The following is a 21,826-nucleotide window of genomic DNA, read 5'->3' on the forward strand; positions in this document are numbered from 1 at the left end:
GATATGGTCACGCTTCGGTTGAACTACCGCTTCGGTGGATACGGCGCACCGGTCGCGGCAAGATATTGATCGCACCCGACTTGGTAAACCAAAGCCCCGGCACGCCGGGGCTTTTTTGTGGTTATGATTTTCTTGGCCTTTGCTACCTCGCGGTGTCTGAGTTGGAAGCGCACGTTCGACCGTATCAATCATCGCGGCCACATTCGTTAAGCAAGCAATCCGAGCCGCTGAGCTATGGTGACCAGCTCTGCCAGAGACCGCACTTTCATCTTCTCCGTCACTCGATGACGATGTGCCTTGATTGTCCGCGCGTACCGGCGCTGGCACCGAGGCTCGCGGCGGGACAATCTGCCCGCACGAAACTTGTGTTGTTGGGCACCACCGGCGGTCCGCCCTTGCAGGTTGGGCGAGCTGCACCTTCAAATGCCATTGTAGCCGCGGGCTCCCTTTACGTTATTGATTGTGGCAACGGCGTTGCCCGATAGATCGTGCAAGCTGCGCTTAGGCTAAACGCATTAAAAAGCATTTCATTACGCATCAGCATTCGGACCACAATCTAGATTACGGAAACTTGTTCTATTTGCCTGGTATTCGAGTCTGCGGAAGCCGGTGGATTCTTATGGCCCGCCACCATTGGCGGAAATGACAAAGAAGGTTTTTGAGTTGAATGCTTTCGACATCGACATTCGAATCCGCGATGAAGGCAAGCCCGCTCCTAGGGCAATGCTTGTTCCGCACGAGATAGAGTTGGCCGGGATTGTGATGCAAGACGAGAATGTGAAAGGTCAGTTGTGCCTTGGCTGACCATCCACCCCTTCCGGTCGCGCTATCGTATCGCTTTGACACTGCAGATCGCCGTGTCGGCGCTGCCGTGCAAGAGCAACCACACGGGGCGAATCCGTGAAGACGGCGGCCGCCGCCTCCCGCTCGATTCCGCCCCCAATCAACAGCATCCGAAACACATCGTGACTGAAGTAATTGCATACGCAGCAATTTGACGGCGGCCGGGGCTTGCTTCAGTTCGTTCCGTATCCGGAACGAACTGAAGGAAAGTCGCTGGCGTTGCAGATTTACAACCCGCACAGCCGACCGAAATACTAAGCTCGGCCATTGAGACAACCGAAACATATTTCATTCTTAGTTCAATATGGTCAGCGGGGACGAACGATGTTTGATATCTATCGCAATGACAAGCGCGGCTTGCTCGTTCTAAGTACAGGCTCTGCCGTACCTGCGCTTTACTCTGCACATACCTGGCGCAAGAGCAGAAAACGAGTTCTCAAGGTTAGCAACGAAATCAAGTCAGCCGTTCAGGCACAAGGCTATTACATCCGCAGCCTGCGGGCCACTAAGGAACGAATGATCTACGTCAAGTAGGTCGGCGGCTGGTGTTCCCCATTTGCAAATCTCTATGACATCGGCAGGAGCCAATCCGCCACGATCGCGCTTCGTCCACTGTCGACGCCCGCGCTTCGATGCCACGGACAAGTCTGTTTGGTTGGTTGGGACTGATCGCCGCTTGCTCGGATCTGACCGCCAACGTGACCGCGCGCTTTCCGACAGAGGTGAACGCTCGAGGCCGGTGATGTCCCAGGGTGGAAGGTCGACGCAGCAGCCAGCGGCCCCTCCTGCAACAACGGAACTGAATGCCCAGTAACCACATTTCGGTTCCAGCGAAGTATTTTTCGCCATCCGGACGAATTTAGCGCTAAAACTTCGACGCCGGGGCTGGCCCGATATTTTACTTGTCCATTGTGACCCGGCGTTTTGACCACGCGCGGGCCGCCGCGAGTTTTCCTCGCTGCGGCCTTCGTGCTTTTCCACCGCGTGGACCGGCGGCCTCGCTTAGAAGTCTCAGATAGCCTGCCGACCGTTTGCAGTGATCGCTCACGATTCCGTAGCTCACCCTCACGTGCTGCCAAGCTGCTGAAGTCGTCCACGGCGGAAATGTATGTCCGTCCGCCGTCCCCCTTGCTGTTTTGAACCAACTCACAGACGCACACCTCCCGCTGCAAAATGCAGTCGCGAACTTGCCAGGGCGTAGTGAGGACGAGACGGCGTCGAGCTGGGGTTCGGTGACATTTTCGAAGTGAGAAGCCGCCGGCGCCTCATCGGGTTGACTATGCCCTTCACTCGGCCAGTTCGCATGATCCGCGTTAACCCTGTCTTTGATCTTCTCCCATAGCAGCGCTTCCCGGTTCACCTCTGCCGCTAAGCGGCCTTATTGGACCTTTGCAATCCGTCCTTGATTTCTGGAGCTCATTTCTAAGAGGATTTGAGTGAGGTTTCTCGTTCGGAGAGCGTGAAATCAGATGAGAGTAGCTCTCTTCCTAATTGGCCTCGGTACACTCGCCGTGATGAAGCTCGAGGCGCCGCCGCGCATCACAGACCCTGTGAACGAGCCGCCGGCTCTGGCAACGGTCGGATTACGTCCCTCACACGATACACTGACCAAGGCAGACCGGTTCGACATTCCGCAATTCGAAGCGTCGCCGCAGCCGCTTTCCTCGAGCGAACTGACGCATCCGCCGGACCACATTGCGATCGTTGCACGAGCACATTCGGAGATCGTCGAGCAGAAAGGCAACGCAAGCGGAAAATCCGCGATCATGCTGCCCAGACCTCCGCCCCGGCACGGAATTTCCAAGGCAAGCGCAGGCGCCAGTCGCGCCAAACCAATCGCGGAGGCAAAGCCGTGCCTGTCAGGTGCCTTCGATGGCGTTTTGAAAGCATTAAACCTGCAGACGCGATGCCAGACCTAGAGCACGGATTTCTCTACGTTGGGACGACAGCCGATGGCAACCCGCGGCTCCCGCCGCATGTGTCAGAGCAAACACGCCGCGACGAGGAAATCCGACCGCCTCGCCCCGACGAGCGTGGATCCGTTGTCGCCGCGCGGAAGTGGTTGTCCGCGGAATTCATCACGCTCGTTGTTGGACTGGCAATCGGCCTGGCTTTCGTCGTAAGTTTCGTCCTTTTTCGCGATGTTCAATTGAAGGGGAAATCGATCGACAGAGCGGCTGCGAAGGCATTGGTCGAGCGCATTATCATAGCCGAGTCCAACGGTGACCCGAATGCAAAGAACAAGCGGTCGAGCGCCACTGGCGCCGCCCAGTTTCTCGATCATACGTGGCTCGAAGCCGTTCGAAGGCACCGACGCGATCTGATCCAAGGCCGCAGCGACAAGGGAGTCTTGGACCTGCGGGGAGATGCCGAGCTTACGCGCGACATTGCCGCACGGCTGGTCGAGGAACATGCCGCGATGCTGACCAAGCGCGGTCTGCCCGTGACGGCCGGTTCTCTCTACCTTGCCCATTTCGCGGGACCGGCGGGCGCCGTGGCGCTATTATCCGGGGCAGAAAGTGCCGACGCTGCTTTAGTTATGGCCGCCGCTGACATGACGGGTCGGACCACACGCGAAAAGCTGGTCAACGCCAATACGTTCCTCAAGGCGATGACAGTCGGCGATATCAAGAGCTGGGCCGATCGCAAAATGGCGGCGGGCACTCGGCCTGGCCAAGAGCGGCTCAGGTAACTGGCGATTTCGGGGTCGCGAAGCTCTCGGCCATAAACCAGTTTGCGTATCCGGACGCGAAAATAGCACCCAGACTGACCGGAAAGGCACCGATACTGCTCCGGTCGAGCAGCTAAGCCACTCGCGGCAGCAGGGTTGGTGAGGAGAGACGATGACGAAGTGGTCATTCAGGATGGAGTCGCCTCGATGTCGATTGAGTTATCCGAGCGGTCGTTCAAAGTCGATCAACACTGCGGTCATGTGTGCGACGCGTGTGCTGGTTTCCTCCAGCGTTGGAAGCCAAGTACAGGCCCCGAAGGAGATCACCATTCACCGTCGAATCGCTAGACAATCGTTATTGCCGCTCGCCGCGCGCCGTGACGCGGTCGCCGGCTGCGCAACGTACCTCGGTTATGAATAGAAGAGAGGACTGTCGCAGCACAATTCCCCGCGGGTATGAAAACTATTCGTATCGGGTATTGGAAACTTTCGTTCCGCGCTGCGACCAATAACAACTCACCGCCGCGGATTAATCGAATAACACCAGGGCAACCATTTCAGTCAACACGAAGCAGGAATCCGTGATGTCCGGCTCCTATCCGCTCCCTACTGAACCCGAAGGCATTGTCGCGCCGCTGCTCAAGCGATTTCACTCCGGTGAGATGAGCGCGATAATGCCCCCGTACGACGCAGAGGCCGTATTCATCGCGAGTAAGAGGGAACCATCACTGATCACACCGAAATCGCCGCCCGACTCGAGCGCGATCTCACGGTCTGATGGTGAAGGCCAAGGCGCGACGTGTGTTAGTTGCTGGCGATATTGCCCGATCGTGCTGGACCGTTCAATTGTGTGGCACAGGTCACGACGGCAAGCACCTCGGGGGCGGAGATTTATCATGCGCCGCGCCGGATATCGACGATTGCGCTACCTGATCGACAATATTCGAGGGAGGCTAATTCGAAAGGCCGCCGGATATATGCGCGGCACGGCAGCTCTCACCCATGCAGCCGCTCTTCGGCCTGGCGTCGACGATTAAAGCCAGTTGGTGAAAATACCTAATTGGAGAGTTTGGACCTGCGCGCCCGAATCTCCGGGAGACAACGGATGCACGGCTCGCTGCAACATCTGGCACCAGTGATCAACCAGGCTCACCGGGGCGGCACGCTCCGGCTCGCATTCGTATCCGCAGTAGTCTCGCTAGTGGTCTCGTTTGCCGCGGCGGCCGCTCCGATTCCCCTTTACAACATCTACCGGGCGGAGGACGGCTTCACGAATGTCGGCATCTCGATCGCTGTCGTCGCCTACGCCATCGGCACCATCGCCGCACTCTTGGGGCTGGGACGACTGTCCAATCATCTGGGCCGCCGGCTCACTGCGATCATTAGCCTCAGCCTGGTACTACTGGGCTGCGTGCTTTTGCTGAATGTGCACGACATCGCTACCCTGCTGGTCGGTCGCCTCCTCGTGGGTCTCGGTACCGGGTCGGCCAGCAGCAGCCTGACATCCTACATCGTCGACGCCGCACCCAGTAGACCGGAATGGTTGGCGTCCGTCGCCTCCAGCCAGGGACCGATGCTCGGCCTTACCGTCGGCGTCATCGCCTCCGGTGCCTTGGTCCAGTTCGGTCCCTGGCCACGCGACCTCATATACCTAGTTTGCATCGGCTTCCTATTATTGTCTGCCGGACTCATTGCCATCAGCCCTGAAACAGCAACTCCGACGCCAGGCGCTTGGCGATCACTGCTACCGCGGGTCAGCGTACCCGCCCGGGTCAGGCACCTGCTCCCTGTTGCGGCGGCGGTGTTCCTGGCCACATGGGCAACTGCGGGCTTCTACCAAGCATTTGTGCCCGCGCTAGTCGAAGATCAACTCCATACCCGCAGCCCCCTCATACTCGGACTGGTGTTCGCCGGCTATATGATCCTGAGCGTTCTCGGCGCTCCCATGGGGGCCCGGTTCACATCCGCGCAAGCCCAACGCGTCGGTATGATCATTTTTCTGGCCGGAATGATCGACCTCTGCAGGGCGGTCACCGCCAGCACACTGGTTTTGTTCATCATCGCAACCATCGTCGCCGGAGCCGGCCAGGGAATCGCCATTAGCGCCGCCGCCCGCGGCTTGCTGCATGGCAGCACGCCAGCCGAACGGGCGCCGATCTTCAGCGCGATCTACCTTATCTGCTACGGCGGTGCCGCCTTCCCTAGCCTTGTCTCCGGCCAACTTTCGAACACGTTCTCGCTACCGCAGATCACGCTCGGATACGGCGGACTTGCCGCCGTCGCAACTCTGTTCACTGTCGTCGGCGCACGCAATCCGCATACCGATATGACGGGAAGCAGCACCTGCGACAGCTCGAACGCGACCGGTTCATCAAACAGCGAACGCTCTCATAAGAATGGTCGCTGGCCTTGCCGTCACGATCGGTGAAGAAGGCTGCGTAGTGGGACGGGCCACAATCGACCAGCAATTCCGCCGCGCCCCGGTGTAGCGGCGAACCGTACCGCCGAGCGCGAGCTCAGGTTCTCGCCGGAGCACATCCAGTAAAGAGACAAATGATCGGAGAGAAATTATCATGCAGGCGATCGTTGTGACTGACCAGGCTGCGGGAACGGCCGGGATGAAACTGATGCAGCAGCCCGAGCCGCACGCGGCGATAAACGAGGTCATCGTTCAGGTTCATGCGTCGGGATTCACCTCCGGTGAGCTGACATGGCCTTCGACCTGGACCGATCGCCTCGACCGTGACCGGACGCCGACAATTCCCGGCCAGGAGCTGGCGGGTGTCGTCACCGCTCTCGGCTATGGCACGACCGGGCTGTCGGTGGGACAACGGGTGTTCGGTCTGTCGGACTCGTATCGCGGAGGGACCTTGGCTGAGTATGTGGCCGTGGAGGCACGCAACCTCGCGCCGCTTCCGGGCGACGTCGATTTCACGGTGGGTGCGGCCGTAGCGATGCCGGGCCTCACCGCGTGGCAGGGGCTGTTCGTGCACGGCCGCCTTGGGGCGGGGCAGAGCGTCCTCGTGCACGGCGCGGCCGGCGCAGTCGGTTCGATGGTGGCGCAGCTCGCACGTGAGGCCGGCGCCTACGTCATCGGCACCGGACGCGCTGCCGACCGCCAGAAGGCGCTCGACTTCGGCTCGCAGGAGTTCGTCGACCTCCAGAACGACGTCCTCGAAGACGTCGGCAGAGTCAATCTGGTTTTCGATGTCATCGGTGGCGACATCGCGAAGCGGTCCGCGGACCTGATTCAAGCCGGAGGAACGCTGGTAACCATCGCCGGGCCGATCGAGGCGCGGCCCACCGACGGCCGGGCGATCGATTTTGTCCTCGTGTCTGATCGCCGACAACTGGGTGAGATCGTCCAGCGGGTGCGGGACGGACGACTGCGTACAAACATCGGCAACATCGCGACCATCGAGGATGCGGTCGCCGTTTTGAATTCGACCAAGCGGACCAGCGGGAAAACCATCATCCGAGTTCGTCCGTGAGGAAACAGAAAAGGCGAAAGGTTCCCCTCTCCCAAATGGATTGTTGGCGCCCTCCCCTTTGGCCCGCCTGCGCTCCACGCGCCGCGGCGGTACTGCGAGGACCGCGCGCTAGGAAGGATTCCCAAAGATTGAAGCGAGGAGTCTATGATTGAAATCATCGCCGACGTGGAGACGACCATCAAGCAGGCGATACTGTCGTTCGTCGCGACAGTCAACGAGCACCGAACGCCCAATCGTTCGCCGAGGCGTCTCTGACCGTCACAGACGGCGTTCTCTACTACTCCGATATCGCATCCCCGGACCATACTAAACTTGAAACGCAATCCCGCCATCGAAATTAACGTGGTCGACATCTTTCCAGAGGCGCAGTTATCGATTCAAGGGCCGTGCGTTGATACTGCCGCCTGACCATGACAAGTCTTTGATGATCGCCAACTCAGTTCGCGTGACGAATGGCCAAGAATGTCCTGTTGATCACGTTGTCACAATCGAGACAGCTTCTATCACCCAGTTGCTGTCTCCAGCCCATGTCTTTGCCCACCCTCCTCGAAGTCAGGACGAAATCAGGAATAGCTACTATCCTAAGTACGGTGTGAAACCCCTCGGGACCTAGATGATGGCATAAACGAAAGCGACCGACACCTAAAGCGAGAAAGCCCATGAAGATCCGAACCATCATCGCCGCTAACTGCGCCGTCCTCGCCATCTTGATGGCCGGCCCCATGTACGTCCGTGATGCCGAAGCGCAAACCGTCACGAAGAACTTCGAGGCTGCAATTCCTAACATACCTGGCAAGTCGCTGATCGCCTTGGAAGTCGACTACGCACCCAACGCAGCCTCCGCGCCCCACACCCACGCGAGCTCAGCCTTCATCTACGCCTATGTGGTTTCGGGCGCGATTGTGTCGAAGGTGAACGATGGCGAGATGCGTATCTATCGGGCAGGTGAGAGCTGGTCCGAACCGCCCGGTGTGACCCATTCGATCAGCCGCAACGCGAGCACGACCGAGCCGGCGAAGCTGCTCGCTGTTTTCGTCCTCGACACCAATGACAAAGGGCTCACCACTCCCATCAAATAACGCTTGATACGCACTCGGCAGCGCCTAAGGATCGAGGCTCGCGGCGTGCAAGACCGGCCCTCCAAAAGGGCAGGGCAACCCTGGGGCCAGGAGTCGCGTAGCACTCCGCCGGGACGACGCATGCAGCGGTCGTTCGTTGACCCCGGCTTTGAAGCCTCGTGCTGGTCGTAACGAGGGTATAAAAGCCCGGCGACGGGACCGCTGTTGCAACGAAGCGGGTGTTAGTTCGGTCAAGTTGGTGTGCTCGGGAGCATACGCGCCTGCTCTGCCGTCGGCGTCGATCCGTGCGATCGTGGGCGGGGAAAGCAGGGGCACGATAACGCGCGAGCGGCGTTACCATCCGTCTAACGTGGGGTCCGCCGCAAACCCGGGCGTTCTCCCCCGGGTTCATTGTGTGCAGACGTCGGGATGTCGCCGCAACCCGTGACGAAGATGATCGTTTGCCGCAGCTACCTCGCGCTGGAAAAACGCGGCATCCCTCCAAGGTGTTGTTTCGCGATGTGCTGTTCGCGTGGCCCCACGCTCGGCTTGCGGCTGAACTGCGATCCCGTGGGCGAGATCGCCGCTGGGGAGGCTGCCCGTCAGCTCATGTATGCCCGTCGTATTCAGCGGTCTGCGGATCGAGCTAATGCCTTAGCTGCATCGTCGAGCGAAGCCTTCTCGGCTCGCCGCTCGTAGTAGTCGGCAAGAGCCTTAAGCTGAATCGCAACCGCTTGGTCAGTGATGGTTTCGGCAGTGCGCAGCAAAGTCTGCGCTGCCTTCAAGCATTCCTTGCCTCGTCGTGAAATCTGATTCCTCATGACGCGCTCGTGCGGTCTTCGGGCGTTTGGTCGAAAGCGATCAGGAACCCATTGTGGTCACTCTGGTGTGCCTTGAAGCGATCGATGCACTTCTTAGAGCAAAGCGGCGTTCGCCATGAATAATGCCGGACGAGACCAAAGTCGCCCTCACAGACTGCGCGTTGCCTGCCCTTGTCAGACCCAAGACGTTCGAAGCGGTAAGGCATTGTCTTCCCCTTAGCCTGTGTGCAAGTCGGATGCTCCAACACTAAGAGGATCGCCACTAACGGATCAATTGAGCACAGGTTGAGCTGGGGAAGTCCAAACAGGGCGTTGCGATGATACGAAAGCTTAGGGTGCTCGGACGAGACGTACAACGAGCCGGCTTGAAATGCCCCGGGACGACGGCGCGCTCGCAGTCACGAACTAGGAGCCGCGTCACCCGCTCGACAGGACGCCGCAAGAGCTATCCGGCCGGGGCACGGATCGGGGCGCGACGCATGGTGTTGTCCTGGCGTTGCGACCCGACATTGAGTCATCGCGAAGTGCTCTTTCATGTCCTCATACACCGCCCGACATCCCGAGTGCAGTACCACACTCGCCGGACGCCGGCGCGCATAGCGCTCTTGGCCGACGATATCTCTCGCCTATCGAATGCATATCCAAATGGAATTTCCAATTTCGTCCGCTGTAGCAAGAATCGCCGCCTATCACCGAAGCAGGCGACAACTACATTGCGCTGCCGTGCTACTTCTGAACCCGATCCAAGGAAGGATGTTGCCAATGGAAAGCGCAGGAAAGATCGGCGCGTTTATTGCGGTGCTCGTACTTGCGGGAGCAACAGCGAATCCCGGCTACGCACAGGACGCCGAGCACGGCAAAGCGATCTTCAAAGCCTGCGCTGCGTGCCATGCCACGGATCATGATAATCGCATCGGGCCGGGCCTGGAAGGAATCATAGGCAGAACGGCAGGTACGGTTCCCGGCTTCAGCTACAGTGACGCTATCAAGAATTCCGGCATCGTTTGGGAGGCAAAGATCCTCGATGCATATCTGGAATCGCCACAGAAGGTGGTTCCCGGAAACAGGATGCCCTACGCGGGGCTGAAGGAATCGAGGGACCGGGCAGACCTGGTTGCCTATCTTGCTACGTTGAAGTAGCAGCTTCTGGAAACAAGCGTCAGCAATGCGCCTGCGCGGACATGAGAGCATTCCGGTCCCGCACAGAAAAGATTCCTGAGTTGAGCGATACAGAAGCATTTCAGGAGCCCCCAGGCGTGTCGAGACAAGCCGCCGAGGTTTCAGAGCCTTCTCGGGAAGCGGAGTCCGATGTCGATTTGTTCGTGATTGGTGGTGGGTCAGGAGGGATCCGCGCTGCGCGCGTCGCGTCGGGACGTGGCGCGAGAGTAATGCTCGCGGAGGAGTACCGGCTGGGAGGAACGTGTGTCATCCGCGGCTGCGTACCAAAAAAACTGTTCGTCTACGCGAGCCGTTTCAGCGGCACGTTCGAGGAGGCCGCAGGATTCGGCTGGCGCTTGTCGGTCCCACATTTCGACTGGCCGTCATTGATTGCCGCTAAGGACCGCGAGATCACACGCCTGGAAGGGCTCTACGGCACCGGTCAGGAAAGTGCAGGCGTCGAGGTGGTGAGGTCTCGCGCCGTGCTCGAGGACGCAAATACGGTGCGCCTCCTCAGAAACGGCCGTCGCGTACGGGCACGCACGATCCTGATAGCGACAGGCGCACGGCCCGAATTGCCTCGCTTCGACGGCATCGAGCTCGGCATCACCTCGGATGCCGTTTTCGACTTGAAGACATTCCCGAGAAAACTTGTGATCGGCGGCGCCGGATACATCGCAATGGAGTTCGCTGGCCTGTTTGCCGCGCTGGGAAGCGACGTCACTGTCGTCTGCCGCGGAAGCAATGTCTTGCGCGGCTTTGACGAGGACGTGCGCCAGGCGGTCGCTGGGTCCTACACGAACCGTGGCATTAAGCTGATGTTTAGCGACAGCATCCGCCGCCTCGAACGGCGGGACGGGAACGTCCGCGACGGCGACCATGCAGGAAGGATCGACGTTACGACTGAACAGGGCGGAAGGTTGATGGCCGACCAGGTGCTGCTCGCCATCGGTCGCACGCCGAACACGACCGCGCTCGGGCTCGACCGCGCCGGGGTCAAGACTGGGGCAGACGGCGCTATCATTGTCGACGCGAGCTCCCGCACGAATATTCCGAGCATCTACGCTGTGGGTGACGTGTCGAACCAGTTCAACCTGACGCCCGTCGCGATTCGCGAGGGCCACGCGTTCGCCGACAGCCTGTTCGGCAAGAAAGCGTGGCAGGTCGACTATTCCAATGTGCCGACCGCGGTCTTCTCCAGCCCGGAGATCGGCTCCGTTGGCCTGACGGAGCTGGAGGCGAGGGCGCAGTACCCTGCCGTCGACGTCTACAAGGTTCGCTTTCGGTCACTGAAGGCCGCCGTGACGGGCGATTGCGAGACCGCGCTTCTGAAGGTCGTTGTGGATTGCGCAACAGACCGGATCCTCGGGGTCCATATCGTCGCCGAAGAGGCCAGCGAGATGATCCAGGTGCTCGCCATAGCGATCCGCAGCGGAGTTACCATGAAAGACTTCGCGTCAGTTATGGCCTTGCACCCGACGGTAGGTGAGGAGATCGTCGCAATGCGGACTCCGACGGTGCGGTACGATCGGCGCGACGCGTCGACACCGCTCGTCCCGAGCGCTGCCGTCTGATGCCAGCGGCGCGTGTTCGGAAGGCCCGCTCGGAAAGCCGCGGACCTTCGAGCAGCTCACTAATCTAGACTAAATGCTGCAGGCCTCATACAGACTGAATGAAATCGATAGCGCCACCCCGCGCCAGTGAGGAGTGCGCAAGCAGTGTCGCGCAGGATGCCTGAACCACCTGCCCCACGACTCGCCGCGTGTTTCGCTTGCGTGCCAACAGTCCGCAATCCTAAAGGTGAGCGCGATGAGTTCTTCCATTTCCACACGACGCCCAATCAGCCAAAGTCGTGGAGCAGTGGCGATAACTATGGGCTCCTATCGAAGTCGACACGAGCAGGGGCGAGCAACACCGCTGTCAATTCGCACCGTCAACCTCCAACGCAAGGTGCCCGCCATCGTCGACACCGAACCCTTGGTGGGAAAGGAGCAAGGTTTTCGTCTCGATCGACATTTTACTACCTCCACCGAGAGTCTTGCTGAGCTGGCGCGGCACCGGCGCCGCGAGCTCGTTCAACGGAAGGGGACTCGTGATCGAGCAAGTCGCCTGACACTGCGACACTCAGGTTCGAAAGCCGCCTGCCCCTAGTGTGTAAGGCAGCTGCCGGGCAGCTGCGACATTCCCATCAGCCGCTCAGCTTGAAGATGCGCGCGAGGGGCTTACTCAACTGGGTTCGACCTGGTGACGTCCCGCTGGTCGAAGGTAATGGGTATATTCCGTCGGGATCAATTATCTCGATCAACCTATCTGGTCGCATTCGGCGTTGTATGCCGGGCCGATAGCGGGCGCCACAACGGCCAGCCCACGATGATTGAAGCCAATGTCGTCGGCGAAAGCGAAGTATTTGCATTGCAAACCCGCATCTCCCGGCCAGCTAGCCCGAGCAAACGGAGCACAGAATGGGTCCGTCGCTACGCGATCGCGAAGGCCTTGCGTTAACTCGGTTGTGGCAAGCTCACGTACATCAAGCATCAGTCCACGGCCCGCCAAGCTGCGGCGATCGCTAACTCATCACTCTATGCGGCGCGCGGCCCTCTGATTAATCATCCTACTTCAACAGCGTCATCCGGCTGATCGACCGATTTCGCTCGGCCGAGGTAGGACGTGCCAGCGCATCTCCTACACTTAGGTATGCTCTTCTCAGCCGAAGTACCACACGGATCAACCTTCTGTGCAATGGTGTTGGCAATCTCCTTGTGACTACGCTTGGGGTACAGCCGCACCGACTTATCGAACCGCAAGACGATGGCCAAGAGTTCACCCATGACAATCATAGATGACTCCGCGTTGTTTGGTTTTGTCCTCAAGACGGCTAAGTCAGCCTCCGACATCGCCGAGGTCGTTCGCAATCTGTTCATGGACGTGCGCGACTGTTACCGGCCCGGGCTGCACTACATGCGCGGCCCCGGCTTTAAACGGCGCACCAACCATCAGGCCTGGCTAGTAGATTCTGAAGCCGTACCGCTGCCCGGGCAGCACCAGCCGCCGCCGGTGTACATACGCCCCTGCGACGCGGCAAACCCGGCTCGATAACCCGGCCAAGGTTCTAACATGTTCGTCCTATGGGGTATCCTGTTTGCCGTCTCGGTCTCGAGTAATCTGGCGACATGTATTGTAACCTCTGCCCGTAATAGTTGGGTGGCAACTCGAGGCTGGATGCGGCACGGCGTCGCCGCCATTTGCATCGCATTGCTCGGCCCGGCGACGACGCCGGCTGGTTCGGCGGGTGCCGGGGTCACCCTCGAATTGCGCAAATTGCCGATGAAGTTTAGCTGGATTGCTTGCCAGCCGAATTGCCGAGGTTGGGTCAGCGCGGTCGGCATCGTGACCGCCGATACTCCGAGGGTTTTCGACGAATTCGCGCTAGGTCGACAGCTTGACGGCGCGACCATCGTGCTGGATTCCAGCGGCGGTGCGGTCAATGAAGCGATCGCGCTCGGGCGGCGCTGGCGCGATCTGGGGGCGCTGACCACCGTTGGCGTCAGCGTTCAGACCAACACTGCACAGAGCGCTCCTTCCGACAAGGCTCCCGTGGCTTATTGCGAATCGATGTGCGTGTTCCTGCTGCTCTCGGGCAAGACGCGTTTCGTGCCCGAGACTGCCCATGTTCGGGTGCATCAGATCTGGATCGGTGACCGCGCCAATGATGCCAAAGCCGCGACCTACAGCGCGGATGATCTGATGATCGTGGAACGCGATATCGGTCGTCTCGCGAAATACACTTTCGACATGGGCGGCGCGGGTGATTTGTTGTCGCTGTCGCTGAACGTGCCGCCCTGGGAAGATCTGCATGAACTGTCGCAGGAGGAGTTGCGGCTCACCGGGCTGGTCACGACCCGTATGCGTGATCAGCCGGGCAACAAGGCAGCGGTGGTCGAGCTGACGCGCAAACCGGTGCGGGGGCGCTTCGTAAGCAGCGCGGTCGCGACCAAGACAAATCCAGAGCCGGCAGTATCGACCAAGTCGGCTGAAGCTATGGGGCCCGCGGGCAGCGTGAGCGCTGTGGGCCCGCTTGGGCAGGACTAGCGGGTACCATGTTGAGGACCGATTGAGGAATTCCAGCAAAGCCAACCAAGCGAACGAAATATTCACGCTAGATTTCCGAAACAGTCTCGGTCGTGTGAGCGGCTCGCTGGACGTCGACCCTAGCGCTCATATCAACAGATCCCCCCGATTACCCGAACAACGTTTCCGACGTGCCGTGCCCATTACCGCGGCGAATTAAGCGGGTGCACATGCCGATTGCTTCGCGGCAGCAGCCCTCCCCAATTAGCCGAAGGGTTGGTATCCGCATTGCAACTTTCGAGACCTGCTCAGGGTCTCCCCAACAGTGTGGCTCACAAGAAGCTTCTTTCCGACTTGAAGATCGAGGCAGCCAAGCGGTTGATCTCGCCAGCAAGGTTCGCGTGCTGGTTGCGCTGATTTGCGGCTTCGAGGATCAAGATTAATTCACGCGCGCTCTCTCGCGCGGCGTGGGCGGCAGCCCAGGCTCGTGGCGCAGGCCGATGGATAATCGGCGCGTTTCTTACGTAGGCTTGATCATATCCCGTGCATAGGCCAAACCGATACCGTATCCGCCGCCGTGAGCCTCCACGATTGCTCGCGCTCCGTCATAGGTCTCGTGCCGGGTCCAGTCGCGCTGGAGTTCCAGAAGGACCTGGATCCACGACGTCGGCTTTGCGCCCGCCGCCTCCATCCGTCGCATCGACAGATCGTGACTGACCGGAGTGAGCCCGCCGCAAGCGTCGCCGACGACGTGCACCTCATACCCCTCCGCGCGAGCGGAGAGCACCGGAAAAGTCACACACGCTTCCGTCAACAGCCCCGAAAAGATCAGCTTCCGTCGTCCCGTCGCCACGATAGCAGCGCGCGCAGCGTGGTCCTCCCACATGTTCATGTTGCGGCGCTCGATCGCGACTACTTCAGGAATCGCAGCGTGGATCGCTGGCATCAGAGGACCGCTGTAGACCTTTGTGGCGGACGTGGAAGCCACGATCGGCATGCCGAAAACGGTGGCAGTGCGCGCTAGAGCGATCACGTTGTTCAGAAGCGTTTGGCGATCGATCGACCCGACGCCGAAAGCAAGCCCGGCCTGCTGATCGACCAGCACCAAGGTGCAATCCTTCGGCTTGATCAGGATGTCGGACATCGCCGTTTCAGGTCCTTGTGTCATGTTTCGTTAACTCGGGACATCGGGGAGTTATCGTGGCGGCTTCGCTTCTGTTCCGACAGCCTAGCGGTAAACGTGATCTCAATGAGCTGTTCAGGAAAGGCCAGTCTCAGCACACCTATCAGGTTGCTGGCGCACTGAGGTCGTGCCGTGCCGTAGGCCTCCTTGCGCACCCTGCCCGCAACGGCGAATGCGGCACCGACATCGAGGACATACAGCGTCTCCTCGACGACATTGTCCAACGTCGCCCCGAAGCGCGCCAAAAGCTTGGCGGCATTGGCGTAAGTCGCCCGCATCTGCTGTTCCATCATCGAGAACTCGGCCGGCTTGCCGGAGTCATCGAGAGAAGCAGGCGCGATTAGGTTCCCGTTCTCGTCGTGGCTGAGCTGACCGGAGACATGGATCGTGTCACCAACCTTGATCGCCTGTGCGTATCCGTAGGCATCTTCCCACGGCACATCGAAATAGACGGTCTCCTTACAGTTTATTGCGGCGGCAGTTATCTCGTCGCGTTGCATATGGAACCTCCTGGCTTCTCAATCCCGTCTCGATGGCGGCACTGACTTTCGTTAGGACGATGCTTTGGAGAATGACCTTGCAAAGCCGACGAAGGAAATCACCTCTCGTCATAGATTCGATAGACCATCGTTAGCGCCGTCGCGCCGCGTGATCTAGTAACGGGAAATGCCACCAGCCCCGCCTGCAGAGAGTTCCCATTGTCGCCGGCGCTGAAAAACGAGGACGAGCCAAAGGAGAGTTGAGTGAGACATCCCACTCGCGCCGATACGTGGAACGAACGTTGACGGGTTGTGGATGCGTGCATCGCGCAAGCCGCGCAGATGCGACCTGGCCGGTCGCGACGCTCGTATTCGACGCTTCGCGGAAAATGTCTTTTAAACGGATATTCGTCAGAGTGAACTGAAGGTCTCGGTTGGCTCCAAAAGACGACCTAACTCGTCGGATCAGCTCAGATCGAGCGGCGGGCCGGGCGAATAGCTGTGCCATCACACCAGACCTGAGGGTGCAAAAACAGATTGATCGTGGCGCGCGCCAAATCCCCCGTAGGAGTGCGTCATGGTCGAGGAGGCGGCGCGCTGCCACCCGTGATCTGGATTGCTCCCAGGCAGCCAACGAAAATCTCTTCATGTGCGTCTGGTGACGTTCCTCGCTGCGGAGTCACGCGGCGCGGCGGCAATAACGATCGTCTATCGAATCGATGGCGAGAGGTGATTTCCTTCGCAGGCGTTGCAAGGGCATTCTGCAAAGCATCGTCGGGCGCGCTTTCGAGCAACGCTGGACAACGACGTCGAGGGGACGGAGAGTCGGATGAAGTCATACACCGCTACGGCCATGCCGCTTCGGACAGCCGCTCCGGATGACCCCGCTCTGGCGCGGGTGTTAGCGGCTTACGTAGCGTCGGCGACAATCTGGCTTGTATTGACCACGGCCGTAGGAGTCTTAGTCAGCTTCAAGTTCGCCTATCCGGATTTTGCGACGACGCCGGCGCTGTCGTTTGGACGGTTGCGGGCGATCCACACCAACGGAACATTTTATGCCTGGGCGAGCCAGGCGCTGATCGGACTTGCGCTGTTCGTGGCAGCGCGCAGTTCGGGCGCGCGGCTCTACAGCGAGCGACTCGCATGGATCAGTCTTGCGCTCCTTAATGTCGCCGCTGTGCTGGGCACCGTTACACTCGATTTCGGTTTCAACTACGGCCAGGAGTATCGCGAGTGGCTGTGGTGGATTCGCGTAATCCTCGGGCTTGGTTTGATCACTGCGGTCTGGAATATGATCGCCACTGTCGAGCAGCGGGATGCCGAGGATATCTACATTTCTAACTGGTATACTATCGGAGGCACGCTGTGGACGATTGTCATGGTCGTGGTGTCGCTTCTGCCATGGTACCAGTTCGGACTGGGTCAGGTCGCGGTACAGGCCTTCTTCATGCATAACGCCGTCGGACTATGGTTCACGCCCCTATCGCTCGGTGTGTCCTACTATGCGCTGCCGAAGCTCCTGAACCGTCCGATCTATTCGTATTCTCTTGGCGTCTTTGCATTCTGGACCAATCTCATCTTCTATCCGATCGTCGGCGCCCATCATTTTGAATTCAGTCCATTACCGTGGTGGCTGCAGACTACGGCCATCGTCTTCAGCGTGGCCATGCTGGTCCCTGTGCTGAGCGGCACTGCGAACTTCCTTCTCACCTTCCGGGGGACTCACGAATGGATATATCGCTCGCCCGCGGTGTTCATCCTCGTCGCCGTCTACGGCTATCTACTGGGTTCGACGCAAGGCACATTTGAGGCGTTCCGCTCGCTGCAGCAGCTGTGGCATCTGACCAATTACACGGTAGGGCACTCGCACCTGACGATGTATGGCTTCGTTACCTTCGCGATCTGGGGCGGAGTCTACGCACTCTTGCCGCGCGCCACCGGCAAGTATCCCTACAACCTGACTATGGGCATCCATTTCTGGCTTTCCGCAGTCGGTGTTGTCATCTACGTTGCGGCGCTGTCGGCCGCAGGAACCATTCAGGGGCTCGATTGGTTTCGAGGACTCACCTTCATCCAGTCGGTCGAAGATGCCGCGCCATATTGGTTGTGGCGCTCCGTCGGTGGCTCGCTGATGTTCGCCGGCCATCTCGTCTTCGCTTTCAATGTCTGGACAATGACCTACGGCAGGTCCTACGCCGAGCTTGCCGCAGCCAAGACGGTGGCGGTATGAATAGGTTGTTGGCGATTTCCGGTGGTTCAACGCTGATCTACACCGGATTGGCGGTTCTTATGGGCGTGCTGCCGGGCATCTGGCTATCGAAGGTACCTCCGACGCCGGGCCTTAAGCCACTGACCCCCCTAGAGGCGCGAGGGCGGGATGTTTATGTCTCCGAAGGTTGCTTCTATTGCCATACCCAGCAAGTACGCCCCCTCTCTGGAGATAAGTCCTTTGGCCGTCCGTCCGCACCGGGCGATTATGCTTACCAGACGACGGAATTGCTAGGTTCGGAGCGCAACGGTCCGGACTTGAGCAATATCGGCACGCGGCAATCGAGCAGCATATGGCAGTTCATCCATCTCTATCAGCCGCGCGCAGTGGTGCCGCAATCGATCATGCCAGCTTACCCTTGGCTATTCAGCGTTGTGGACAAATTACCTCCCGAAGAGAAAGCGGTGTCATTGCCGCCTGAGTTCGCGCCAGGCGGTACCGTGATTCCTAATGACGACGGCAAGGCGCTGGTGGCCTATCTGTTGTCGCTGAAGCAGCCCGCGCTCGCTCCAACGCGGCCCCGCACCGTGCCATTGAGTCGCTCGAGCGGGCCGCTAGGGTTTGATGCCGGCAAAGGTGCAGCATTGTTCGCCAACAACTGCGCATCCTGCCACGGCGCGGAAGGCAAGGGTGTGCCCGGAACGTTTCCGCCGCTCGCCGGAGATCCGGTGGTTAACGCCGCCAATCCGACGGCACACATTGGCGCTGTGCTGCATGGACTTAGCGGAAACGTGATCAATGGCCAAAAATATGAAGCTCCGATGCCCGCGTTCGCGGATCAATTGTCGGATCAGGAGATCGCCGATATCATCAACCACGAGCGCTCCTCATGGGGCAATCGTGGTGCCTTGATTAGCGCGGCTGATGTCGTCGCGGCGCGCGCCAACGAACCACTGCAGAAGCAGCCGACGAAACCGGTCTCGCCGATAGCGGCCCCGGCACCGACATTCGATCCCGCGGAAGGATCGAAGCTGTTCGCCGAGAACTGCGCCGCCTGTCACGGTGCAGAGGGCAAAGGTGTGCCCGGCACGTTTCCGCCGCTTGCGGGCGATCAGGTCGTTAACGCCAGTGACCCTGCCGAACACATCACCACCATGCTGCGCGGCCTTGGTGGGAAGGCGATCAACGGCCAGAAGTACGAAGTAGAGATGCCGCCGTTCGCTGACAGACTATCTGATCAGCAGATCGCTGATATCATCAATCACGAGCGCACGTCATGGGGCAACCACGGGCCGCTGGTGACGCTCGCGGACATCACGAAGCTCCGCGCCAAGAAATAGGAGGCGACGATGACTGATACGATTACCGCTTGGATCCTCTCGGCGCTTGGCTATCTCTGCACTACGCCTGCGATCGCTAATGCTGCTGGCGATCATAGTCTTACCGGACCACTACTTGGCAACGTGCTGGTGGCGGGCGGGGCTGGGCTCGTGACCCTTAGCTGCATCGTGGCGGCGCTGTGGATGCTCTTCGACCCCGGCGAACGGGATCCCAATCATCCAAAGTATCGCGTCTTGGACACCGACCGTTAGAGGAATGCAACACGTGCCCGACCCGCGCATCCGCATCTATCTAGACGACACCCCAGATCCGGTCGCCGATCAGCGGCCGCCGACCGAGATAGCGCTCGACACGAAGAGCCTTGCCGACGGCGAGCACGGCCTGCGCATCGAAGCCCAAGATGCCACCGGCCAGGTCGGGGTCCGGCGCCTTCGATTCCAAGTCCGCAACGGCCCCGGGATCACGGTCACCGGGCTTGGTGATGGTGCCGTCGTCCACGGTACCGTGCGCCTCATGGTCAACGCGTTTGGAGCGGAAGAGCCGTTCGAGCCGCACCGAGCGGAATCGCCCTCGCCGACGCCGGTCTGGGTGTGGGTGCTGATGCTACTGATCGTTGCTTGGACCGCTTGGTATGTCGCAACTCTTTGGAACGTTCCGGCGGATTACGCGAAAACACCAACTTATTCCTCGTCGATGAATCCATTCAAATAGCGCGCCCCAAGATCGAACGAGTCAACGCTGTGGCTGCTGACCCATCCGGATCTCCGCAAGTGAAGACGAATATGCTCGTGCATGATCCATTGCGTGAGGCGAAGGTACGCGGTCTCATCGACAGGCGTTCGCTCTTGACGACGGAGGCGTCTACTTAAGTTAGCGTGATGCCGCACGTAAAGTTTCGACACCGTTCGATCACCTTGATCGTTCCGGTATAAACACAGGTGATGGCAGCTCGCTGCGGCGTTTGAGCTCGACCGCTTGAAGTTGAAGCGATGTACGGACGCATTCAGCGCGCTTGACATCCGAAAGGTGCGCAAGCTCCATTCTCCAGGAGCCCGCACCCTTCTCGACTTAGTCCAGTGCCTTTATAAAGTTGCGAGCTATTGGCTGCTTCTCCGTTTTCGGGGCGACTGTGGATAGATGTGAATATGGCGTGAGAGAAGATATCCATGCAAAGACTACCACACCAGAGTCACGCTGTGCGGCTAAATGAGTAGGCGCTGATCATAGCTAGTTGCGCAACGCTATAGGTTCGCGAACTGCTGAAGAAGCAAGAGGTTTCATTGTGGAAATTCGACTCGGCACCAGGCGTAGTGATTTGGCCATCTGGCAAGCCAGTCACGTCGCCGACCTTATTCGTGGCGTCGAGCCGGCCGCTGAGGTGCGCTTGGTCTTCGTGAGCTCGGTTGGCGATAAAGATCGAAGGTCGGCCTTTCATCAGCTTGGCGGCATCGGAGCGTTCACGAAGGAGAGCGAAGACACGCTTCTGCGCAACGAAGTTGACCTGGTCGTTCATTCCCTCAAGGATCTTCCAACCAAATTGCAGCCCGGCTTGGTATTGGCAGCCGTTCCCAAAAGAGAGGATCCTCGGGACGCGATTTGTGGCGTTACACTAAGTCAGCTACGGCCGGGGCTGCGCGTCGGCACTGGATCAATTCGCCGTAAAGCTCAACTTCTCGAGTTATGCAATGGTCTCGATATTCGACCTATCCGAGGGAACGTTTCTCCAAGGCTGTATAAGGCAAAGAACCGACAGGGAATAGACGCGACTCTATTGGCGGCGGCCGGGTTGTCCCGACTAGGATTGCTGCATGAGGCTTCACAGATTTTAGACGCTCGTGTTTTCCCGTATGCAGTCGGTCAAGGTGCTCTCGCGGCCGAAGCTCGCGAAGAGGATACGGCGCTTATAGCGCTGCTTCAAAAGATTGAAGACCGGCAATCGCGCTCCGAAGTGGATGCAGAGCGCGCATTGATGAGAAGTCTCGATGCGGGTTGCAGCCTCCCCGTCGGGGTCTCTGCCACATGGCTCGCCGGGACATTAACACTTCGAGGACAAGTGACTCATCCGGATGGCCAAAGGAAGATCGCCGATGAAAGTGTGGGTCTGGCCGATCAAGCCGACGCAATAGGCAGAAGTCTCGGGCATAAACTTCTTCAGCAAGGCGCCGAAGAGATATTGAAGGCTGCGCTCCGTACCGTGGAAGAGCAAAGGACAATCTGAATTCGCTAGTTGACATGACGACTTATGCTCTTGGGAAGCCAGCATAGCGCAGGCGCTCGGCCTTCTTGAGCAGTGTGGAACCGATTACTGTTGCGCGAATTGCAACGGCCCGGCTGGCGTTCTCCATTAACGATCTGCACCTGTGCCGCAGGGCAGTTGCCGCAGCTTCGTCAAATCAGGGAACTGAACCGCCCCGGGTTTGCCGGAGGCTCCAACTCCTGAGAGGATGGAGCCATGACAAGCAAGACCACGAACAAGTTTTCGCCTGAAGTCCGCGACCGTGCGG

At 59.4% G+C, this 21,826-nt stretch carries 19 protein-coding genes and 1 pseudogene; 16 read left to right on the forward strand and 4 right to left on the reverse strand.

Annotated features, from left to right (window positions below; genetic code table 11):
• Positions 1–206 precede the first annotated feature (206 nt).
• Positions 207–308: pseudogene (locus AC0L30_RS39940) on the reverse strand (LuxR C-terminal-related transcriptional regulator); the annotation flags it as partial.
• A 334-nt stretch (positions 309–642) separates the two neighbouring features.
• Here AC0L30_RS39940 and AC0L30_RS39945 point away from each other — a divergent pair.
• The 7 genes from AC0L30_RS39945 to AC0L30_RS39975 all read left to right on the forward strand — a co-directional run bounded on the left by AC0L30_RS39945 (position 643) and on the right by AC0L30_RS39975 (position 8,084).
• Positions 643–804, forward strand: a complete 162-nt coding sequence (locus AC0L30_RS39945) for a hypothetical protein (RefSeq protein ID WP_354213119.1) — start codon at positions 643–645, stop codon at positions 802–804.
• Positions 805–1,167: 363 nt separating this feature from the next.
• Positions 1,168–1,377 (forward strand): hypothetical protein, encoded by a 210-nt coding sequence (locus AC0L30_RS39950; protein ID WP_473406552.1) that lies wholly within the window; start codon positions 1,168–1,170, stop codon positions 1,375–1,377.
• Between the two features lie 980 nt (positions 1,378–2,357).
• On the forward strand, positions 2,358–2,762 hold the full coding sequence (locus AC0L30_RS39955) for a hypothetical protein (RefSeq protein WP_354202758.1): 405 nt from the start codon (positions 2,358–2,360) through the stop codon (positions 2,760–2,762).
• Positions 2,763–2,905: 143 nt separating this feature from the next.
• Complete coding sequence (locus tag AC0L30_RS39960; protein WP_354167017.1) at positions 2,906–3,535, forward strand: lysozyme family protein; 630 nt, start codon at positions 2,906–2,908, stop codon at positions 3,533–3,535.
• A 1,084-nt stretch (positions 3,536–4,619) separates the two neighbouring features.
• Positions 4,620–5,942, forward strand: coding sequence for an MFS transporter (locus AC0L30_RS39965; RefSeq protein ID WP_473406553.1), 1,323 nt, complete (start codon positions 4,620–4,622; stop codon positions 5,940–5,942).
• Positions 5,943–6,087: 145 nt separating this feature from the next.
• Positions 6,088–7,005, forward strand: coding sequence for an NADP-dependent oxidoreductase (locus tag AC0L30_RS39970; RefSeq protein WP_354202751.1), 918 nt, complete (start codon positions 6,088–6,090; stop codon positions 7,003–7,005).
• A 659-nt stretch (positions 7,006–7,664) separates the two neighbouring features.
• A complete protein-coding gene (locus tag AC0L30_RS39975; protein WP_473406554.1) occupies positions 7,665–8,084 on the forward strand; it encodes a cupin domain-containing protein in 420 nt (139 codons plus the stop codon).
• Positions 8,085–8,689: 605 nt separating this feature from the next.
• Here the strand turns inward: AC0L30_RS39975 and AC0L30_RS39980 are convergent.
• Positions 8,690–8,884 (reverse strand): hypothetical protein, encoded by a 195-nt coding sequence (locus tag AC0L30_RS39980; protein WP_035992154.1) that lies wholly within the window; start codon positions 8,882–8,884, stop codon positions 8,690–8,692.
• A gap of 762 nt (positions 8,885–9,646) precedes the next feature.
• Between AC0L30_RS39980 and AC0L30_RS39985 the strand changes: the two genes are divergently transcribed.
• The 4 genes from AC0L30_RS39985 to AC0L30_RS40000 all read left to right on the forward strand — a co-directional run bounded on the left by AC0L30_RS39985 (position 9,647) and on the right by AC0L30_RS40000 (position 14,131).
• Complete coding sequence (locus tag AC0L30_RS39985) at positions 9,647–10,024, forward strand: c-type cytochrome (RefSeq protein ID WP_049824144.1); 378 nt, start codon at positions 9,647–9,649, stop codon at positions 10,022–10,024.
• 116 nt (positions 10,025–10,140) lie between these two features.
• Positions 10,141–11,616 (forward strand): glutathione-disulfide reductase, encoded by a 1,476-nt coding sequence (gene gorA, locus AC0L30_RS39990; RefSeq protein WP_473406558.1) that lies wholly within the window; start codon positions 10,141–10,143, stop codon positions 11,614–11,616.
• A 1,252-nt stretch (positions 11,617–12,868) separates the two neighbouring features.
• Positions 12,869–13,138 (forward strand): hypothetical protein, encoded by a 270-nt coding sequence (locus AC0L30_RS39995; RefSeq protein WP_354202745.1) that lies wholly within the window; start codon positions 12,869–12,871, stop codon positions 13,136–13,138.
• 123 nt (positions 13,139–13,261) lie between these two features.
• Positions 13,262–14,131 carry a COG3904 family protein gene (locus AC0L30_RS40000; RefSeq protein ID WP_473406555.1) on the forward strand — a complete coding sequence of 290 codons (870 nt, stop codon included), beginning with the start codon at positions 13,262–13,264 and terminating at the stop codon, positions 14,129–14,131.
• A gap of 499 nt (positions 14,132–14,630) precedes the next feature.
• Here the strand turns inward: AC0L30_RS40000 and AC0L30_RS40005 are convergent, their stop codons facing one another.
• Both AC0L30_RS40005 and AC0L30_RS40010 read right to left on the reverse strand, forming a co-directional pair.
• Positions 14,631–15,254: a hydrolase gene (locus tag AC0L30_RS40005; RefSeq protein WP_009859334.1), complete on the reverse strand. Its 624-nt coding sequence runs from the start codon at positions 15,252–15,254 to the stop codon at positions 14,631–14,633.
• Between the two features lie 20 nt (positions 15,255–15,274).
• A complete protein-coding gene (locus AC0L30_RS40010; protein WP_354202742.1) occupies positions 15,275–15,793 on the reverse strand; it encodes a Rid family hydrolase in 519 nt (172 codons plus the stop codon).
• Positions 15,794–16,601: 808 nt separating this feature from the next.
• Here AC0L30_RS40010 and AC0L30_RS40015 point away from each other — a divergent pair.
• From AC0L30_RS40015 to hemC, 5 genes are all read left to right on the forward strand, one after another.
• Positions 16,602–18,002: a cbb3-type cytochrome c oxidase subunit I gene (locus AC0L30_RS40015; RefSeq protein WP_354202741.1), complete on the forward strand. Its 1,401-nt coding sequence runs from the start codon at positions 16,602–16,604 to the stop codon at positions 18,000–18,002.
• Positions 18,003–18,010: 8 nt separating this feature from the next.
• The gene (locus AC0L30_RS40020) at positions 18,011–19,321 is read left to right on the forward strand and encodes a c-type cytochrome (protein ID WP_473406556.1); all 1,311 of its coding nucleotides are present in this window, start codon (positions 18,011–18,013) and stop codon (positions 19,319–19,321) included.
• Between the two features lie 9 nt (positions 19,322–19,330).
• A complete protein-coding gene (locus tag AC0L30_RS40025; protein ID WP_009859338.1) occupies positions 19,331–19,573 on the forward strand; it encodes a hypothetical protein in 243 nt (80 codons plus the stop codon).
• A gap of 4 nt (positions 19,574–19,577) precedes the next feature.
• Positions 19,578–20,033 (forward strand): cytochrome C, encoded by a 456-nt coding sequence (locus tag AC0L30_RS40030; RefSeq protein ID WP_473406557.1) that lies wholly within the window; start codon positions 19,578–19,580, stop codon positions 20,031–20,033.
• Between the two features lie 571 nt (positions 20,034–20,604).
• The gene (hemC, locus tag AC0L30_RS40035) at positions 20,605–21,540 is read left to right on the forward strand and encodes a hydroxymethylbilane synthase (protein ID WP_354202738.1); all 936 of its coding nucleotides are present in this window, start codon (positions 20,605–20,607) and stop codon (positions 21,538–21,540) included.
• Positions 21,541–21,826 lie beyond the last annotated feature (286 nt).

The organism is Bradyrhizobium sp. MI1.11 (assembly GCF_055811255.1).

Bases quoted from the DNA above. Each gene is read 5' to 3' on its own strand.
- AC0L30_RS39945 (WP_354213119.1), top strand. From the start codon at position 643: ATGACAAAGAAGGTTTTTGAGTTGAATGCTTTCGACATCGACATTCGA.
- AC0L30_RS39950 (WP_473406552.1), top strand. From the start codon at position 1,168: ATGTTTGATATCTATCGCAATGACAAGCGCGGCTTGCTCGTTCTAAGT.
- AC0L30_RS39955 (WP_354202758.1), top strand. From the start codon at position 2,358: ATGAAGCTCGAGGCGCCGCCGCGCATCACAGACCCTGTGAACGAGCCG.
- AC0L30_RS39965 (WP_473406553.1), top strand. From the start codon at position 4,620: ATGCACGGCTCGCTGCAACATCTGGCACCAGTGATCAACCAGGCTCAC.
- AC0L30_RS39970 (WP_354202751.1), top strand. From the start codon at position 6,088: ATGCAGGCGATCGTTGTGACTGACCAGGCTGCGGGAACGGCCGGGATG.
- AC0L30_RS39975 (WP_473406554.1), top strand. From the start codon at position 7,665: ATGAAGATCCGAACCATCATCGCCGCTAACTGCGCCGTCCTCGCCATC.
- AC0L30_RS39980 (WP_035992154.1), bottom strand. From the start codon at position 8,884: ATGAGGAATCAGATTTCACGACGAGGCAAGGAATGCTTGAAGGCAGCG.
- AC0L30_RS39985 (WP_049824144.1), top strand. From the start codon at position 9,647: ATGGAAAGCGCAGGAAAGATCGGCGCGTTTATTGCGGTGCTCGTACTT.
- AC0L30_RS39995 (WP_354202745.1), top strand. From the start codon at position 12,869: ATGACAATCATAGATGACTCCGCGTTGTTTGGTTTTGTCCTCAAGACG.
- AC0L30_RS40000 (WP_473406555.1), top strand. From the start codon at position 13,262: ATGCGGCACGGCGTCGCCGCCATTTGCATCGCATTGCTCGGCCCGGCG.
- AC0L30_RS40005 (WP_009859334.1), bottom strand. From the start codon at position 15,254: ATGTCCGACATCCTGATCAAGCCGAAGGATTGCACCTTGGTGCTGGTC.
- AC0L30_RS40010 (WP_354202742.1), bottom strand. From the start codon at position 15,793: ATGCAACGCGACGAGATAACTGCCGCCGCAATAAACTGTAAGGAGACC.
- AC0L30_RS40015 (WP_354202741.1), top strand. From the start codon at position 16,602: ATGAAGTCATACACCGCTACGGCCATGCCGCTTCGGACAGCCGCTCCG.
- AC0L30_RS40025 (WP_009859338.1), top strand. From the start codon at position 19,331: ATGACTGATACGATTACCGCTTGGATCCTCTCGGCGCTTGGCTATCTC.
- AC0L30_RS40030 (WP_473406557.1), top strand. From the start codon at position 19,578: ATGCAACACGTGCCCGACCCGCGCATCCGCATCTATCTAGACGACACC.